16 protein-coding genes and 2 tRNA genes are annotated in these 15,649 nt (G+C 64.4%); 15 read left to right on the plus strand and 3 right to left on the minus strand.

What is annotated here, in order from left to right; translation table 11 throughout:
• Nucleotides 1-16: 16 nt before the first annotated feature.
• Both ligD and ku read right to left on the minus strand, forming a co-directional pair.
• On the minus strand, nucleotides 17-2,455 hold the full coding sequence (gene ligD / locus FMM02_RS04090; protein WP_147493668.1) for a DNA ligase D: 2,439 nt from the start codon (nucleotides 2,453-2,455) through the stop codon (nucleotides 17-19).
• A 1-nt stretch (nucleotide 2,456) separates the two neighbouring features.
• The gene (ku, locus tag FMM02_RS04095; RefSeq protein ID WP_147493669.1) at nucleotides 2,457-3,338 is read right to left on the minus strand and encodes a non-homologous end joining protein Ku; all 882 of its coding nucleotides are present in this window, start codon (nucleotides 3,336-3,338) and stop codon (nucleotides 2,457-2,459) included.
• Nucleotides 3,339-3,455: 117 nt separating this feature from the next.
• On the opposite strand from ku, the gene FMM02_RS04100 reads away from it, so the two are divergent.
• From FMM02_RS04100 to FMM02_RS04170, 15 genes are all read left to right on the plus strand, one after another.
• Complete coding sequence (locus tag FMM02_RS04100) at nucleotides 3,456-3,782, plus strand: hypothetical protein (protein WP_147493670.1); 327 nt, start codon at nucleotides 3,456-3,458, stop codon at nucleotides 3,780-3,782.
• Nucleotides 3,783-3,825: 43 nt separating this feature from the next.
• Nucleotides 3,826-3,899: transfer RNA gene (locus tag FMM02_RS04105), tRNA-Gly, on the plus strand.
• Nucleotides 3,900-4,050: 151 nt separating this feature from the next.
• A tRNA-Tyr gene (locus FMM02_RS04110) sits at nucleotides 4,051-4,136 on the plus strand.
• A gap of 152 nt (nucleotides 4,137-4,288) precedes the next feature.
• A complete protein-coding gene (locus FMM02_RS04115; protein ID WP_147493671.1) occupies nucleotides 4,289-4,909 on the plus strand; it encodes a helix-turn-helix domain-containing protein in 621 nt (206 codons plus the stop codon).
• A gap of 76 nt (nucleotides 4,910-4,985) precedes the next feature.
• On the plus strand, nucleotides 4,986-5,318 hold the full coding sequence (locus tag FMM02_RS04120) for a hypothetical protein (protein WP_147493672.1): 333 nt from the start codon (nucleotides 4,986-4,988) through the stop codon (nucleotides 5,316-5,318).
• Between the two features lie 47 nt (nucleotides 5,319-5,365).
• Nucleotides 5,366-5,800: a hypothetical protein gene (locus FMM02_RS04125; RefSeq protein ID WP_147493673.1), complete on the plus strand. Its 435-nt coding sequence runs from the start codon at nucleotides 5,366-5,368 to the stop codon at nucleotides 5,798-5,800.
• 31 nt (nucleotides 5,801-5,831) lie between these two features.
• Entirely contained in the window at nucleotides 5,832-6,836 is a 1,005-nt protein-coding gene (locus FMM02_RS04130) for an ATP-binding protein (protein WP_147493674.1), read from the plus strand.
• A gap of 113 nt (nucleotides 6,837-6,949) precedes the next feature.
• A complete protein-coding gene (locus tag FMM02_RS04135; protein WP_147493675.1) occupies nucleotides 6,950-7,984 on the plus strand; it encodes a substrate-binding domain-containing protein in 1,035 nt (344 codons plus the stop codon).
• Between the two features lie 18 nt (nucleotides 7,985-8,002).
• On the plus strand, nucleotides 8,003-9,385 hold the full coding sequence (gene pstC / locus FMM02_RS04140) for a phosphate ABC transporter permease subunit PstC (RefSeq protein WP_147493676.1): 1,383 nt from the start codon (nucleotides 8,003-8,005) through the stop codon (nucleotides 9,383-9,385).
• A complete protein-coding gene (gene pstA, locus FMM02_RS04145; protein WP_246104818.1) occupies nucleotides 9,378-10,622 on the plus strand; it encodes a phosphate ABC transporter permease PstA in 1,245 nt (414 codons plus the stop codon). The genes pstC and pstA overlap by 8 nt, the downstream gene beginning before the upstream one ends.
• Nucleotides 10,623-10,627: 5 nt before the next feature.
• Nucleotides 10,628-11,449 (plus strand): phosphate ABC transporter ATP-binding protein PstB, encoded by an 822-nt coding sequence (pstB, locus tag FMM02_RS04150; RefSeq protein ID WP_425473670.1) that lies wholly within the window; start codon nucleotides 10,628-10,630, stop codon nucleotides 11,447-11,449.
• A gap of 13 nt (nucleotides 11,450-11,462) precedes the next feature.
• Nucleotides 11,463-12,167 carry a phosphate signaling complex protein PhoU gene (gene phoU / locus FMM02_RS04155; RefSeq protein ID WP_147493678.1) on the plus strand — a complete coding sequence of 235 codons (705 nt, stop codon included), beginning with the start codon at nucleotides 11,463-11,465 and terminating at the stop codon, nucleotides 12,165-12,167.
• Nucleotides 12,167-12,856 carry a phosphate regulon transcriptional regulator PhoB gene (phoB, locus tag FMM02_RS04160; protein ID WP_147493679.1) on the plus strand — a complete coding sequence of 230 codons (690 nt, stop codon included), beginning with the start codon at nucleotides 12,167-12,169 and terminating at the stop codon, nucleotides 12,854-12,856. The genes phoU and phoB overlap by 1 nt, the downstream gene beginning before the upstream one ends.
• 70 nt (nucleotides 12,857-12,926) lie before the next feature.
• Nucleotides 12,927-13,667: a 23S rRNA (guanosine(2251)-2'-O)-methyltransferase RlmB gene (gene rlmB / locus FMM02_RS04165; protein WP_147493680.1), complete on the plus strand. Its 741-nt coding sequence runs from the start codon at nucleotides 12,927-12,929 to the stop codon at nucleotides 13,665-13,667.
• Nucleotides 13,667-14,287: a DNA-3-methyladenine glycosylase family protein gene (locus FMM02_RS04170; protein WP_147493681.1), complete on the plus strand. Its 621-nt coding sequence runs from the start codon at nucleotides 13,667-13,669 to the stop codon at nucleotides 14,285-14,287. Before rlmB ends, FMM02_RS04170 begins: the two co-directional genes overlap by 1 nt.
• Nucleotides 14,288-14,295: 8 nt before the next feature.
• On the opposite strand, the gene FMM02_RS04175 is transcribed toward FMM02_RS04170, so the two are convergent.
• On the minus strand, nucleotides 14,296-15,585 hold the full coding sequence (locus tag FMM02_RS04175) for a hypothetical protein (RefSeq protein ID WP_147493682.1): 1,290 nt from the start codon (nucleotides 15,583-15,585) through the stop codon (nucleotides 14,296-14,298).
• Nucleotides 15,586-15,649 lie beyond the last annotated feature (64 nt).

Raw genomic sequence — 15,649 nt, forward strand, 5'->3', positions numbered from 1 at the left:
CCTGCGCCTTGCCAAGTCAAAGCTTGGGCAGCTTCTGGCTAGCCCGGCCCCAGCCGGCGAGGTCCTTGGCCGCCGCCCGCTTTAGCAGTTTATCGGCGTCCCGGATCGAGAAGGCAGCGCCGCTGTCGAAGCGCTCCAGTTCCGCCCAGCCGATGGGTGCGGCGACCGGCGCACCGGACCGGGCACGGGCCGAATAGGGCATGACGGCCGTCGCCCCGCGCTGGTTGCGCAGCCAGTCGAGGAAGATGCGGCCTTTGCGCTGCGCCTTGCGGATGTTTGCCGTGAACAATTCGGGCTGGTCGCCAGCGACCGCTCGGGCGAACCGCTCGGCGAAGCTTTTGACCGACGGCCAGGTAGCGGATGGGGTGAGCGGCGCGATGACATGGACGCCCTTGCCGCCCGTCAGCATCGGAAAGGTTTCCAGGCCGAGATCGGCAAGCAGGTCGCGCAGGATTATCGCCGCCTTTTGCACATCAACGAAGTCGAGGCCTTCGTCGGGGTCGAGGTCGAACACCAGCCGGTCGGGCTTTTCAAGCGGCTTCACCCGGCTCCCCCAACCGTGGAATTCGATCGTCCCCATCTGCACGCATGCAAGGATCCCGCGGGCATCCTCGACATAGAGATAGTCGGCGGTCTTGCCGTCGCTTTCCTTGATCGCGACATGCTTCACATGCTCGCCCATCGACCCGCTATCATGCTTCTGGAAGAAGCAATGCTTGGCTCGGCCCTGCGGGCATCGGACCAGGCTGACCGGCCGGCTTCCCATCTCCGCCAGCATCAGCGCCTCGATCGCGGCATAATAATCGGCAAGGTCGCCTTTGGTCAGTTTTTCGCCGGGAAAGATGACCCGGTCCTCGCTGCTGATGGCAATGCCGAAGCGTTCGCCTTCATCGCGGTGTACCGGCGTTTCGCGGACAACCTGGCGGACCGGCTTGTCCTCACGCAAGGCAATGAAGCTGGGATGGCGCAGCGTGCCTTCACGCGTGAATTCGGTAAAGGCGATTTCGGCGACAAGCCTGGGCTTGACCCAGTGCGACTGGCGGCGTGCCGTACGGGGCACGTCGAGGGCCGGCTCCCTGACCTCGAGCTTCATGAGCTGGGTGCTCATGTCGCGAAGCTGGTCGGCGTTGAAGCCGGTTCCGACTTTTCCGGCATAGACGAGCTTTGATCCCTCGTTAAGGCCGAGGTGGAGCGAGCGAAAGCCCTTGCGCTTGTCGCTTTCCTGCCAACCGACGATCACGAATTCCTGCCGCCTGGTGCATTTGACCTTGAGCCAGTTGCGGGTGCGCTTTCCGACATAGCTGGCATCGGCCTTCTTGGAGATGATGCCCTCGCCGCCTTCCTTGCAGATGGCGTCGAACAGCGCCTCGCCCTTGCCGGCGACATGGTCGCCATAGATGATCGGCGCCTTGACGCCCTTGAGGAGCGCGGCGAGCCGCTTCTTGCGCTCCAGGTTGGACAGTTTGCGAATGTCCTTGCCGCCCTCGATCGGCAAATCGAAGGCGTAGAATGCCAGTTCGGCATCGCCACCCTCGAAGCTGGCCTGCAGAAGCTGGAAGTCGGGCTTGCCGTTCTTTCCCATGGCCACTGCCTCGCCGTCGATTAGACATCCGGCGGGCAGTTCGCCCGCAGCGCGGACGATCGACCGGAACTTGTCGGTCCAGTCCTTGCCGTTGCGCGTATAGGCCGTCGCCGAGCCGCCGCCGGTCGCAAGCAGCAGGCGGTATCCGTCATATTTATACTCGTGAATCCAGCCAGGTCCGCCGGGCACCTTGTCGGCAAGGGTCGCGAGCTGCGGCGGCTGGTAGGGCGGCGGCTTGGGCCCGGGCTTGCGCTTGCCGCGGCCCTTGCCGCCGGCCGAATGCCAGACGTCCTTGCCTGCCGCGATTTCCGCCATGGTTCGGCCCGATGCGACGCTGTTCAGCCCTTTTTCGACCAGCTCCTCCCCCGGACCGGTGAAGTCGTCCGCGACCTTCTTCAGCATCCAGTTCTCGCCTTTTTCGCCGGGCCTCCCCTTCAGCCGGAACATCACCCATTCCCCCTTCATCCGTTCACCTTCGAGGGTGAAGTGAAGATGGCCTTCCTCAATCGTCTTTGCCGGGTCCTTGCCGGGTTCGGGAATCCATCGCCCGCGGTCCCACAGCATCACCGTGCCGCCGCCATATTCCCCCTTGGGAATGACTCCTTCGAACTCACCATAGTCGAGCGGATGGTCTTCGGTCCGGACCGCCAGCCGCTTGTCGTCAGGGTCGATCGACGGCCCCTTGGGAACCGCCCAGCTTTTCAGCACGCCGTCGAGTTCGAGCCGGAAATCCCAGTGAAGTCGCGACGCCTCATGCTTCTGGACGACGAAACGGTCACCCTTGCCGCTGAGCTTGCGGCCGCGCGGCTCCTTGGTCCGGCTGAAGTCCCGCTTCTCGTTATAAGTGTCGATATCCAGGCGTGATCGCGCCATGTCAGGCCCGCTTGCGCGCTGGCGCCTTCTTGGCCGTTGACCGGCGCCCCGTAGGCTTCGACGAGCCCTTCTTCACCCCTGCCTTGGGCTTGTCACCGTCACCGATGCTCTTCTTGAGCGCCGCCATCAGGTCGATGACGTTCGAGCCCTTTGACGCGGTGTCGGCCTCGTCGTCCTGGATGACCCGCTTGCCCTTCTTTTTCTGCTTCTCGGCGATCAGCTTCCTGAGCGCTTCGATATAGCGGTTCTCAAACTCGGCGGCGTCGAAGTCGCTGGCTTTCTTCTCGATAAGGGCCTCGGCCAGTTCGAGCAGGTCGGTATCGGGTTTCGCATCGCCGATTTCACGGAAGTAGCCCGAAGCCCGGTGCACTTCGTCGGCGTAGCGCAGGGTTTCGAGCACCATCCCGCGACCGCAAGGCTTCAGGCTGACGACATATTCCTGTCCGCGCATCGCCAACTGGCCGATGCCGACCTTCTTGGTCCGCTTGAGCGCTTCACGGAGCACGATGAACGCCTCTTCGGCCAGGTCGTCCGCGGGCGCCACATAATAGGGTTTGTCGTAATAGATGGGATCGATGTCGGCGAGGTCGACGAACTGGGTCAGCTCCAAGGTCTTGCGGCTCTCCAGCTTGACCTTTTCAATCTCCTCCGGGTCGAGCAACACATATTCGCCCTTCGACACCTCATAGCCCTTGAGAATCTCGTCGCGGTCGACCGGGCCGATTCCGGGAACCACCTTCTCGTAGCGGACGCGCTGACCCGACGGTTCATGGACCTGGTGAAAGGCAATCGACTTGCCGGCCCGGGTTGCCGGGTAGATTTCGACCGGGATCGCCACCAGCGCCAGCCTGATCTGCCCTCGCCATGAAGGACGCGCAGCCATAATTCTCTCCGCCTGATCGGTTCGCAGGCGATTCAATAATCGGCGGGCAGAGTCGTTCCCGCGCTCGCTTGGTGTTCGTTCGGAGCTGGGCTAGCAATCCGATGGGGAGGATCATCGATGGCCAATGCCGCAATCATGGCCGCAGTCGCAGCTGCGGCGCACCAGGAAGAACGCAAGAAGCATGTGCTGGAGCCGCTAAAGAAGGCGGGCGCGACTGGCGCTTCGCGCGCGATTGCCTTGACGCTCAAGGAAAAGCAGCAGGTCTACCTCGACCAGGCGCTGGCCGATGGGGCGGTCAAGCGGACACCGGAGGGGCGCTACTACCTCGATGAGCGGGCGATCCGCGAAAAGGCGCAGGGTCAGGGGTTTCTCGTCCTACTGATCTTGCTGGTTGCGGCCTCGCTGGTGGCCTCGGCCGTCGCATTGGTTAGTTCTGCCAGTTGACGAGCCGCTGGACCCGGTGGCAAAGGCCGCGAGCCGGAGATGGGCGGGTGTAGCTCAATGGTAGAGCAGAAGCCTTCCAAGCTTACGACGAGGGTTCGATTCCCTTCACCCGCTCCAGCCGAACCATGTCCTGCCGACGGCCTGTCGCGGCCCCGGCCCACTCGAGGCAAGCTTTAGCGGCGCGGCCTGAAGCAGACGCGGCGCAATGCCTCGACAGGCCGGTTGACAGACCGCCGCTGGACCGCCATTTGGCCCGCCTGCCTCGCCTGGACAGGTGGCCGAGTGGTTAAAGGCAGCAGACTGTAAATCTGCCCGCGCAAGCGTACGCTGGTTCGAATCCAGCCCTGTCCACCACGGCTTCGGCAAGTCGCTGCGATCGGTGCGCAACCCCCTACAGGTTAAACTTTCGCCCATTCGGACCTTTTGCTCCGAGCCAAATCTCCTTGACGTGGCGTTTACCCATCGGATTTGAGGATTGGCCCGCTTTGCTCTAGAAAAGCGGGGTAATGCGTGATCGCATCGTTCCATGCTCGGAAGGAATTATGCAGACAATGACCGTACCCCGGGCAGAAAAGCGAGAAATGGTGGCCGACCCGGATACGTCCGTCGCGCGTCTTAGCCAGGGACAGATCGACTGTCTTCTGCTGGTCGACCAGCATCATAGCAGCAAGGAAATCGCGCTTCGTCTGGGGATCAGCCCCCATACCGTCGACCAGCGTATTCGCGGCGCTCTGGAGAAGCTTGGCGTCGATCGCCGTGGCGAGGCGGCGCGGCTGGTCGTTGCCGCGCTTTCCGCATCGGACGGACCATATCAACGGTTGATACATCAACCGCCGCACATCGACCCGCAGGAGCTCGGCCGACATCAAGGCGGCACGATCGGCAAACAGATTCGGCACGCTGATCGTGCAGGGGAGGCCAACCCTCCCGGTGTCATAACCGAGCAGAGATCGGCTGGACTTGGCTCTCCCCTGCAACTGCCGTTCGCAACGAGGAGCCAGCCTAGCAATGAAATGAGCATGGGACTCCGGCTGGTCTGGATCCTGCTCATTGCGATTGGAGCGACCTTCTCGGCAGGCATGTATCTCGCAGGGCTTGAAAGCCTTTCGCGCCTGCTGACCGAGTAAGCCCACCGATATTGCTTGTCATGGCCCGGCGCGGGTCTTCCGCGCATCACGGGAGCATTTTGCCATGCGTAAACAGATGATCGAATCCGCCGCTTTCGAAGTCGCCACCCAGGTCCGCGCCGTCGAGGACGCGATCGAGACCGCGCTGGCAGAAATCGCCGAACTCCAGGGCCGCATGATTCGCGCCCGCGCCGTTGCCGGCGTGTCGACGGCGCTTGGCCATGAAGCGCTTGAACAGTTGGCGCTGGCAACCACCGGGCTGGTGACCGCTCGCGGCGGTGTCGCTCATTGTCATGGCGTCCTCAAGGACAGCAAGCAGTTTGTCCCGGGCCTGCGCACCACCAGCTTCGGCGAGGGCGACGAATGCCCTCCGGCTGCCGCGACGACCCCGCTCCGCGTGGTCGCCTGACGGACTTGAAGGGCCGGGCTGTTCAAGGATAGTCCGGCCGCTTCGTCATGCTTAGTCCCCTAGCCTATTGGGCCGTGCTGCTGGCCGTTTCCGCCTACGCCTTCCTGCGCGGCAAGGTCGACGAGCGCGGGGCCGCCGCGGTGTGCCTCGCCGCGACGGTCGCCACGCGGCTGGTCCATTCGCCGCTCAGCACGCGCTTTTCCAGCGTCGAGATCGGCGTCCTCATTGTCGACTTGCTGGCTTTCGCCGGCTTTACGGCCATCGCGCTTCGTTCGCGTCGCTTCTGGCCGCTGTGGATCGCTGGCCTCCAGCTCACGACCACCATGGCCCATCTGATGAAGGCGATTGAGATCGACCTTTATCCGCAGGCCTATGCTGCCGCCGCGCGGGTGTGGGTCTATCCCATCTTTCTGATCATCGTCGTCGGCACGTGGCGAAGCGACCAGCGTCGCAAGAATGCGCCCACGGTCGCGCTAGCCTAGGCTTTCCGCCAATCGCCGCTAAGGTGCGGCCATGACGGTTACCGCGGAACAGGCCCGCCTTTTCATCAATGCTCTCGACGAACCGGCGCTGATCATCCGCAACGGGCGGACCTTGGCCGCGAGCAACGCGGCCAAGGCGCTGCTTGGTGGGGGCATCGAGGGAAGCGACGTGCGGATCGCCATCCGCCACCCCGAAGCCCTTTCGATAATCCTGGCAGGTCGCCACAGGCAGCTCGAACTGGTCGGAATCGGCGGTGCTGCCCGGCCCTGGCAGCTGTCGGTGAAGCCGTTTGGCAACGGCCTGGTCCTGGTCCGCCTGTCGGACCGCAGCGCAGCCCGGGCGGCCGAACGGATGCGCACCGATTTCGTCGCCAATGCCAGCCATGAACTGCGCACCCCCTTGGCGACGATCATCGGCTATGCCGAAACCTTGGCTGACGAGGCGCCGGCAGACGACGCGATGCGCCGCAAGTTCGGGGCGACCATCGAGACCGAGGCGCGGCGAATGCTCCGAATCGTCGAAGACCTGATGAGCCTGTCCCGGATCGAGGCCGACCGCTACCGCTTGCCGGACGAGCGGGTCCACCTTGGGAAAATCGCCCGGATCGCGGCGGACAATGCCGAATCGCTGGCCGAACGGCGCGGCTCTAGGGTGGAAGTCGAAATCCTCGATGACATTCCCGAGGTAAGCGGTGATTTCAGCCAACTGCTTCAGATGGTCGACAATCTAATCGCCAATGCGCTGCGCTACGGCTGTCCCAAGCCCGGCGCGCCGGTGACGGTCCGGGTCGGTTCCACGGACGGCCGGATCAAGCTTCAGGTCATAGACCGGGGGGACGGAGTCGATCCCCGTCACCTGCCCCGGCTGACTGAACGCTTCTACCGGGTCGACCCGGCTCGAAGCCGGGAGTCGGGCGGCACCGGTCTTGGGCTGGCGATCGTCAAGCATATCGTCGAGCGTCACCGCGGATCGCTCGACATCATATCGGCGCCGGGCAAGGGGACGACCGTCACCGTCACGCTGCACGTTCACTGAGCCGGCCGGCGGCGCTGTCATGAAACTGTAATGTAGTTGTCACAGGGACATCGCGGACTGGCACCTAAGGGGGCGACGGCGGTCAGACAAACGCCGCACAACGGGAGTTCGAAATGAAAAAATTGCTGATCACGCTGCCGATGGCAGCGATGCTCGCGGCATGCGGCGGAAGCGGTTCGGGCGGTGCAGCTGCCGACCAGCTGAAGGTTGTCGGGTCTTCGACCGTCTATCCGTTCACCACCGCAGTCGCCGAGGAATTCCAGCGCGCCAACCCGGGTACCAGCGTCATCGTCGAATCGACCGGTACCGGTGCGGGCATCAAGCTGTTCTGCAGCGGCATTGGCGCCCAGTTTCCCGACATGGTCAATGCGTCGCGCGAGCTGAAGGCCAGCGAATATGAAGATTGCGCCAATGCCGGGGTGAAGAATGTCATCGAACTGCCCGTGGGCATCGATGGCCTGACCCTGATCCAGGCAAAGGGACAGCCGCCGCTGAACCTGACCGTCGAGCAGATCTACAAGGGCCTTGCCGCCAACCCTTATGGCAAGACCCAGACCGCCCAGACCTGGGCCGATGTCGACCCGTCGCTTCCGGCGGTGAAGATTCGCGTACTTGGCCCGCCGCCGACCTCTGGAACGCGTGACAGCCTTGCCGAGCTGATCCTTGAAAAGGGCTGCGACAGCGACCCGGCGATGAAGGCGCTGAAGGAAAAGGACAAGGACGCTCACAAGGCGACCTGCACCAAGATCCGCGAGGACGGTGCCTATGTCGAAGCGGGCGAAAACGACAATCTGCTGGTGCAGAAGGTATCGGCCGACCCGGGCGCGATCGGCGTCCTGGGCTATAGCTTCCTTGAAGAAAACCTCGACCGTGTCGCGCCGGTATCGATTGGCGGCGTGACCCCGACCGAAGCAACCATCAGCAACCTCAGCTACCCCGGGAGCCGCAAGCTGTACGTCTATGTGAAGGGCGAGCATATGGCGGCCAAACCGGCCATCAAGCGCTTCATCGAGGCCTATTCCAAGGCCACGGGCAAGGGCGGCATGCTCGCCAAGCGCGGGCTGGTGCCGCTTGGCGACGCCGACAGCGCGGCCGCCACCGCGCAGGCGGGCGCGCTTGCGCCGGTCGATCCGGCCAGCCTGAAGTAAGCAGCGGGCGCGAGCGCCATGACCCTGAGCATCGCGCTCTTCGCCGTATTGGCGATTGCCGTCGCCGCCAGCTTCCTGGCCCGAAACCGGGCCCGGGGGCTGCGCGGCGGCGGCGTCCGCCTCAATAGCCTGCCAAACTACCACGCGGCGTTCGTCGGCTTATGGGCCGCGATTCCGGCGCTTTTGTTCCTGGCGGTCTGGGCACCGGTCCAGACCGGCCTCATCGAACAGACGGCACTAGCTTCGCCGGCGGGCCAGCAGCTTCCCGATTTTGACCTCCAGCGCGACTCGATCCTGTCCGAAGCCCGCGAGATTGCGACGGGTGAGCGCAGTGTCGGCTTCAATCCCGAAGCCAGCGAACTGGCGCCGATCTTCGCCGCCGCCGCGGGCCGCTACGCGCTCGCGGGCAGTGCGGTCGCGATCCTGATCGCGCTTGGCGGCGCCTTTTTCGCGATGCGCCGCGTCAATGTCGATTTCCGCGCCCGCAGCGGAGTCGAAAAACTGGTGATGGCGCTGCTGGTCGGAGCATCGCTGATCGCGATCCTCACCACCTTGGGCATCGTGCTTTCGCTGCTGTTCGAAAGCCTTCGCTTCTTCAATCTCGTCAGCCCGGTCGAATTCCTGTTTGGATCAACCTGGAGCCCGCAAACTGCCATTCGCGCCGACCAGGCCGGATCGTCGGGTGCATTCGGGTCGATCCCCTTGTTCTGGGGCACGATCTTCATCGGCGCGATCATCGCGATGGTGGTCGCCATCCCGCTTGGCCTAATGAGCGCGATCTTCCTCACCCAATATGCGCCGCGCCGCGCCCGGACCTGGCTGAAGCCGATCCTGGAAATCCTCGCCGGCATCCCTACCGTGGTCTATGGCTATTTCGCCGCACTCACCGTCGCTCCGGCGGTTCGCGACCTCGGTATCAGCATCGGGATCAGCTCGGCGTCGAGCGAAAGCGCGCTTGCGGCGGGTCTGGTGATGGGCATCATGATCATCCCCTTCGTCAGCTCGATGGCCGACGACAGCATCGCCGCCGTCCCCCAAGCGATGCGCGACGGAAGCCTGGCGCTCGGCGCCACCAAGTCGGAAACAATCAAGAAGGTCGTCCTTCCCGCTGCCCTGCCCGGCGTGGTCGGCGGAGTCTTGCTGGCGGTCAGCCGGGCGATCGGCGAAACGATGATCGTGGTGATGGCTGCCGGCCTTGCCGCCAATCTCACCGCCAATCCGTTCGAAAGCGTGACGACGGTCACGACTCAGATCGTCCAACTGCTAACCGGCGACCAGGAATTCGACAGCGCCAAGACGCTGGCGGCCTTCGCGCTGGGCCTTGCGCTGTTCATTATTACCTTGATCCTCAACCTCATCGCGCTGCGCGTTGTCCGCAAGTATCGGGAAGCTTATGAATAGCCTGTCCTCCGCGTCCCGATGGACCGACGGGTCGATGCGCAAGCGCGTCGCCAAGCGTTACGCGGCCGAGCGGCGCTTCCGCCTGTTTGGGCTGGCGGCGATCGCCCTTTCCGTAGCCTTCCTCGCGTTCCTGCTCGTCAACATGACATGGAAGGGGGCCAGCGGCTTTACCCGCGCCGAGGTCAAGATCGCGCTCGATTTCCCGCGCTCCGACCTGATCGTCGATCCGGCGGCGCTACGCGGCGGCGATGCCGAACGCACCCTTGCCGATGCGGGGCTCGAAAATGTCCTCGATCAGGCCGCGGTTGCCCAGTTCGGTGAGGGCGGAGCGGATTTGTTCGGCGGCGCCAGCGCGCGCGAACTGGCGTCGCAGCTGATTGCCGAGCCCGACCTCCTGACGCGCCGCGCGGAACTGTGGCTGCCGCTGTCGTCGAAGGGAGACGTCGCCGCCAAGACGGACGGAGATCCTGCGCTTGAGCAATTACTTGCCAAGGCCGAGGTCCGCCGGAGCTTCAACAGCAGCTTCCTGACCAGTTCGGACGCCACCGATGCATCGGTCGTAGGCGTATGGGGGGCGCTGAAGGGCAGCTTCCTGACCATCCTGGTGACGATGGCGCTGGCATTCCCGATCGGCGTTCTTGCCGCACTTTACCTTGAGGAATTCGCGGCGCGGAACCGTTGGACCGACATGATCGAGGTCAGCATCAACAATCTTGCCGCGGTGCCGTCGATCATCTTCGGCCTGCTCGGGCTCGCCGTGTTCCTGAACTTCATGCACCTGCCGCGTTCCGCGCCGCTGGTCGGGGGCCTGACGCTCGCGCTGATGACCATGCCGGTCATTGTCATTGCCGGGCGCAACGCGATCAAATCGGTGCCGCCGTCGATCCGCGACGCGGCCCTTGGCGTCGGTGCCTCGAAGATGCAGGTTGTATTTCACCATGTCTTGCCGCTGGCCCTTCCGGGGATCCTGACCGGCACGATCATCGGCATGGCCCGCGCGCTAGGCGAAACGGCGCCCTTGCTGATGATTGGCATGCGCGCCTTCATCGCGTCGCCCCCGCAAAGCATCACCGAGCCGGCAAGCGTCCTGCCGGTGCAGATCTTCCTCTGGTCGGACGAAGTCGACCGGGGTTTCGTCGAAAAGACCAGCGCGGCGATTATCGTCCTGCTCGTTTTCATGCTGCTGATGAACGGCCTCGCCATTTATCTGCGCAACAAATTTGAACGCCGCTGGTAGGCAGGATGACCATGATCGACACTATCATTCCAACGACGACCGAAGCCGCCGAGCCGGTGACGGCAGACGGCACGCCGAAAATGAGCGCCCGCGACGTCAGCGTCTTCTACGGTCCGAAGCAGGCGCTGCAATCGGTCAGCGTCGACATTCATGACGACAAGGTCACCGCCTTCATCGGCCCGTCGGGCTGCGGCAAGTCGACTTTCCTGCGCTGCCTCAACCGGATGAATGATACCATCCCGGCTGCGCGCGTGACCGGCGACATCAGCCTCGACGGCCAGGACATCTACGCTTCGAAGATGGACGTGGTGCAGCTTCGCGCCCGGGTCGGGATGGTGTTCCAGAAGCCCAACCCCTTTCCCAAGTCGATCTTTGAAAACGTTGCCTATGGTCCGCGCATCCATGGCCTAGCCGACGGAAAGAACGAGCTTGAAGCGATCGTCGAGAAGTCGCTGAAGCGCGCGGGTCTTTGGGACGAGGTCAAGGATCGGCTGCAGGAAAGCGGTACGGCCCTTTCGGGCGGCCAGCAGCAACGGCTGTGTATCGCCCGCGCCATCGCGGTCGACCCGGAAGTGATCCTGATGGACGAGCCGTGCAGCGCGCTCGACCCGATCGCCACCGCCAAGATCGAGGAACTGATCCACGAACTGCGCGGGCGCTACGCGATTGCGATCGTTACCCATAACATGCAGCAGGCGGCACGCGTGTCGCAGCGCACCGCCTTCTTCCACCTTGGCGAGATGGTCGAATATGGCCGTACCAAGGACATCTTCACCAATCCGCGCGAACAGCGCACCCAGGATTATATCACCGGCCGCTACGGCTGATCGGAGACAGGACATGGCCACCAGCGGACATACGATCAAAGCCTTCGACGAGGATCTCGACCGGCTGCGCGCGCTCATCAGCGAGATGGGGGGGCACGCCGAACATGCGATCCGTGAATCGTTGCGCTGCCTCGTTCAACAGGACCTCGATGGCGCCGCCAAGATCGTCGACGAGGACAAGAAGCTCGACCTGCTAGAAATTGAGACCGAGCGGCGAGCTGTGCAGCTGATCGCGCTGCGCGCGCCGATGGCGACCGACCTTCGCGACGTCGTCGCCGCGCTCAAAATCTCTAGCGTGGTCGAACGGATCGGCGATTATGCAAAGAACATCTCCAAGCGCGTTCCCCTGCTGGAGAGCGGGGGCGCGATCGAGCCTTTGTCGCTGCTCCCGGAAATGGGCCGCATGGTTACCGAAATGGTCCATGACGTGCTCAATGCCTTTGTCGAAAGAGACGCCGAAGCTGCTCTGCAGGTGATCGAGCGCGACAAGGCAGTCGACGATTTCTACAACAGCATCTTCCGGACGCTGCTGACCTATATGATGGAAAACCCCAACAATATCGGCAAGTCGGCGCACCTCCTGTTTATTGCCAAGAACGTCGAGCGCGTCGGCGACCATGCGACCAACATCGGCGAAATGGTCTACTATGCGGCGACCGGCCAGCACATCATGGACCGGCCCAAGGGCGATGATGAAATGATGGTGGAGAAGATCTGATGCTTCCCAAGCGCCTGCTTCTGGTCGAGGACGACCGGGCGCTTGCCGAGCTAGTTTCCTTTCATTTCGACCGCGCCGGTTATGCGGTGACCCGTACCGGGGATGGCGAGGAGGCCCTGATCCTTGCCGACGAGGTGCGCCCCGACCTGGTCCTGCTCGATTGGATGATCGAGGGGATCAGCGGAATCGAGGTTTGCCGCCGCCTCCGCCGCCGCCAGGCAACCGCTAATGTCCCGATCATCATGCTTACTGCCCGTGGTGAGGAAGATGACCGGATTCGCGGCCTCGAAACCGGTGCCGACGACTATATGACCAAGCCCTTCAGCCCAAAGGAGCTCGTCGCGCGCGCCGGCGCCGTGCTCCGCCGCGTCCGACCCGCGCTCGCCGCCGAGGCGCTTGCCTACGCCGGCGTCGAAATGGACCTGGTCGCCCATCGGGTGAAGCGCGCAGACCGGGCGATCCAGCTGGGTCCGACCGAATATCGCTTGCTGCGCCACTTCCTTGAAAACCCGGGCCGGGTGTTTTCGCGCCAGCAACTGCTTGAAACCGTCTGGCCGCACAGCGAAGACATCGAATTGCGGACCGTCGATGTCCATATCCGGCGGCTGCGCATGGCGCTTGGCCATCCCGACCTGATCCGCACGGTTCGGTCGGCCGGCTATGCGCTCGATTCCGAAGAACATTCCTGAACCCAGGAGGCGGCGCGAAATCGGGGACGCGCCGCTTTTCTTGCGCTCGGCGGATGGCTAGGGGGAACCCATGGCACGCAAGAACAAGGGCCGCGGCGGCGGCAACCCCAACCGCCCGCGCTTCTGGGGCAAGCACGCAGTAGCTGCTGCGCTCGACAATCCCGATCGCAAGGTCCTGAAGGCCTGGGCCTCGCGCGAGGCGGCGGGCTTCATGCAATTTCCGGCTGAACTGCCGGTGGTCATGGCCGAGGCGCCGGACCTGGGCCGCATGGTTCCCGCCGACGCACCGCACCAGGGAGTGGTCATCGAGGTCGAACCGCTTGAGGAACGCTGGCTGGCCGATCTTCTCGCCGACGCGCCGGATCGCGCGGTCCTGTTGGTGCTGGATCAGGTTACCGACCCGCATAATGTCGGCGCGATCCTGCGTTCCGCCGCTGCCTTCGGCGCGGTCGGAATCGTCACCCAGGACCGCCATTCCCCGCCCGAAAGCGGCGCCTTGGCAAAGGCGGCATCGGGCGCGCTGGAACGGGTGCCCTGGGTCCGCGTGGTCAACCTGGCCCGCGCGCTGGAAGAAATTGCCGAGGCCGGATTCTGGCGGATCGGCCTCGCCGGCGAAGCCGAAACCGACCTCAAGGAAGCGCTTGGCCCGGCCAGGGTCGCGCTGGTGCTTGGCGCCGAAGGTCCCGGGTTGCGGCCGAATACCCGCGAGCATTGCGACGCCCTGGCCAAGCTGCCGATCCGGGACATGATGGAGAGCCTTAACGTCTCCAATGCCGCAGCGGTCGCGCTATACGCCGCCAACGTCGCCTGATGGTCCGCACGGTTCAGTCGTTACACGCCAGCCTGGATGCGCTTGCCGAGCGCGAGGCGGCCTTCGCCCGGGTCCTGGATATCCATGGCAGGCCCGAGCCGCGTTCAAGCGAGCCCGGCGTCGAAACGCTGCTGCGCACAATCGTTGGCCAGCAGGTCAGCGTGGCCGCGGCCCGGTCAATGTGGAATAAGCTTACCGCAAGTTACGGCAGGCCGGTCGACCTGGAAGCGCTGCACGGCGCCGACAACGACACGCTACGCGAAGCCGGCCTGTCGCGGCAGAAAGCAGGCTATGCGCGAAGCCTCGCCGGGCTGGTCCTATCTGGCGAGCTCGACCTCGCCGGTCTTCCCGAGGATGATGAGGAAGCGATCGCCCTGTTGACCAAGGTCAAGGGGATCGGCCGCTGGTCGGCTGAGATCTACCTGCTGTTCGCCGAGGGACGCGGCGATGTCTGGCCGGCGGGCGATCTTGCGGTCCAGGTCGAGATAGGAAAGCTGCTAGGGCTCGAGGCTCGTCCGTCCGAAAGACAGCTGCGCGCCCTGGCCGAAGCCTGGCGACCGCACCGCGGCGCTGCCGCCGTGCTTGCATGGCACAGCTATAACGCTCCGCCTCTGGACTAAACCAGGGATCAGGCTGCGGCGCCCTGCCGCTGGAGCCCGGCGCTGTGGGGGCGCGCACTCAGACCGCGGAAAATGCGCGGGCCAAGGTCGAGCCGGAACGGCGCCAACTTGGCGTCGCTTTCATTGCCGCGCCCAACCAAGAAGCTGGCCGACGCCTGACTTTCCCCCGATCCGGTGCGGAACAGGATGTTGAAGGCGACGATCGGAACGAAAAGTTTGCGGCCCTCAAGCTCGAAGCTGTGAAGCGCATCGATTGGCAGCTTGACCGCGCTGCGCAATCCCACCCGGCCCCGTGCGGCAATCGCCGGCATGCGGTCGCCCTGACCATTGGGCTTGCCAAAGAATTCCGCGATCTCCTGGTCTTGGCGGGCGTGGGCGCCGAACAGCGCGCCTTCCACCAGCACGTCGCGCGCAGGCGCAGTCCCGGCGTTGACGATCACCAGTTCGAACTGGAGCATGACCTCATGTTCGGTCACTACCGCACGGTCGGGGCGGAAATCGAAGCGCAAGTCCGGCTTGAAGGCGGTCGACACGATCAGGCCGTCGTCCGGTGCCTTCGGCTCCGGAACCGCCGGCGGGGCCGCCGGGGCGGCCGGCCTTGGCGCAGGTGCCGGTTGGGACCGAGGCGGAGCCGGGTCTGGACGCGTGCGAGCCGGCGGGAAGGACGGCGCCTCGGAAACGTCGTCGGGTGCCAGGCCGGCGAAGGCCATGCGGCCCGGATCCGGCTGTTCGCGGCGGCCAAAACGGTTCCAGCCCAGATAGGCGATCCCGGCAGTTGCCGCCATCAACGCTAAGATCCACGCCCAGCCCAATCCCTTGTTGTCGGCGGAATTCCCGACGGTAACGTCGAGCGGAACGCTTTCGGTTATCGCCGGGGCAGGGACCAGGCCCGCTGCCCCCGGGTCGAGCGCGGCAGTAAGCCCTTCGGTTTGCGACGGCTCGATCGATGGACGGGCGTCGGTGGGTTGCGCGTCGGCCCGGGTGGAAGGGGCGGCAACGGGTGCCGCACTACGATCGGAAGTCGCGGCCGAAGCCGGCCGAGCGGGCGGTTCCGCGCTTGGCTGAGGCGTCGCCTGCTGCGCGGGCTGTTGTTGCGCTGGCCGCTCCGCAGGACGGGTGACCGAACCTTCGAGGCTGAAATTGCGCAGCTGCGACGGGCCGACCGTGTCCGCTGCTGTGGTTGGCGCGGCGGTCACGTCGACCGGCGCGTCGCTGTTCTGCGCCCCGGCCGGAACGGCCAGGACCAGCGCCACGATGGCCAACAATGACTTACATTTCATGCGGCGCGATGCCGTCATCTGCCCGTCCTGCCGGTTGAATGGATCCGCGCTAGCCTACCCCAGCTGGCCAGCGCCTGAACGC

The sequence above is a fragment of the Sphingomonas xanthus genome (assembly GCF_007998985.1).
GTDB lineage: Bacteria > Pseudomonadota > Alphaproteobacteria > Sphingomonadales > Sphingomonadaceae > Sphingomicrobium > Sphingomicrobium xanthum.

Excerpts from the sequence above, each read along its gene's own strand:
- FMM02_RS04115 (WP_147493671.1), top strand. The coding sequence starts at position 4,289 with ATGCGTGATCGCATCGTTCCATGCTCGGAAGGAATTATGCAGACAATG.
- FMM02_RS04170 (WP_147493681.1), top strand. The coding sequence starts at position 13,667 with ATGGTCCGCACGGTTCAGTCGTTACACGCCAGCCTGGATGCGCTTGCC.
- FMM02_RS04135 (WP_147493675.1), top strand. The coding sequence starts at position 6,950 with ATGAAAAAATTGCTGATCACGCTGCCGATGGCAGCGATGCTCGCGGCA.
- FMM02_RS04125 (WP_147493673.1), top strand. The coding sequence starts at position 5,366 with ATGCTTAGTCCCCTAGCCTATTGGGCCGTGCTGCTGGCCGTTTCCGCC.
- rlmB (WP_147493680.1), top strand. The coding sequence starts at position 12,927 with ATGGCACGCAAGAACAAGGGCCGCGGCGGCGGCAACCCCAACCGCCCG.
- FMM02_RS04175 (WP_147493682.1), bottom strand. The coding sequence starts at position 15,585 with ATGACGGCATCGCGCCGCATGAAATGTAAGTCATTGTTGGCCATCGTG.
- FMM02_RS04120 (WP_147493672.1), top strand. The coding sequence starts at position 4,986 with ATGATCGAATCCGCCGCTTTCGAAGTCGCCACCCAGGTCCGCGCCGTC.
- phoB (WP_147493679.1), top strand. The coding sequence starts at position 12,167 with ATGCTTCCCAAGCGCCTGCTTCTGGTCGAGGACGACCGGGCGCTTGCC.
- phoU (WP_147493678.1), top strand. The coding sequence starts at position 11,463 with ATGGCCACCAGCGGACATACGATCAAAGCCTTCGACGAGGATCTCGAC.
- pstA (WP_246104818.1), top strand. The coding sequence starts at position 9,378 with ATGAATAGCCTGTCCTCCGCGTCCCGATGGACCGACGGGTCGATGCGC.
- pstB (WP_425473670.1), top strand. The coding sequence starts at position 10,628 with ATGACCATGATCGACACTATCATTCCAACGACGACCGAAGCCGCCGAG.
- ligD (WP_147493668.1), bottom strand. The coding sequence starts at position 2,455 with ATGGCGCGATCACGCCTGGATATCGACACTTATAACGAGAAGCGGGAC.
- FMM02_RS04130 (WP_147493674.1), top strand. The coding sequence starts at position 5,832 with ATGACGGTTACCGCGGAACAGGCCCGCCTTTTCATCAATGCTCTCGAC.
- ku (WP_147493669.1), bottom strand. The coding sequence starts at position 3,338 with ATGGCTGCGCGTCCTTCATGGCGAGGGCAGATCAGGCTGGCGCTGGTG.
- pstC (WP_147493676.1), top strand. The coding sequence starts at position 8,003 with ATGACCCTGAGCATCGCGCTCTTCGCCGTATTGGCGATTGCCGTCGCC.
- FMM02_RS04100 (WP_147493670.1), top strand. The coding sequence starts at position 3,456 with ATGGCCAATGCCGCAATCATGGCCGCAGTCGCAGCTGCGGCGCACCAG.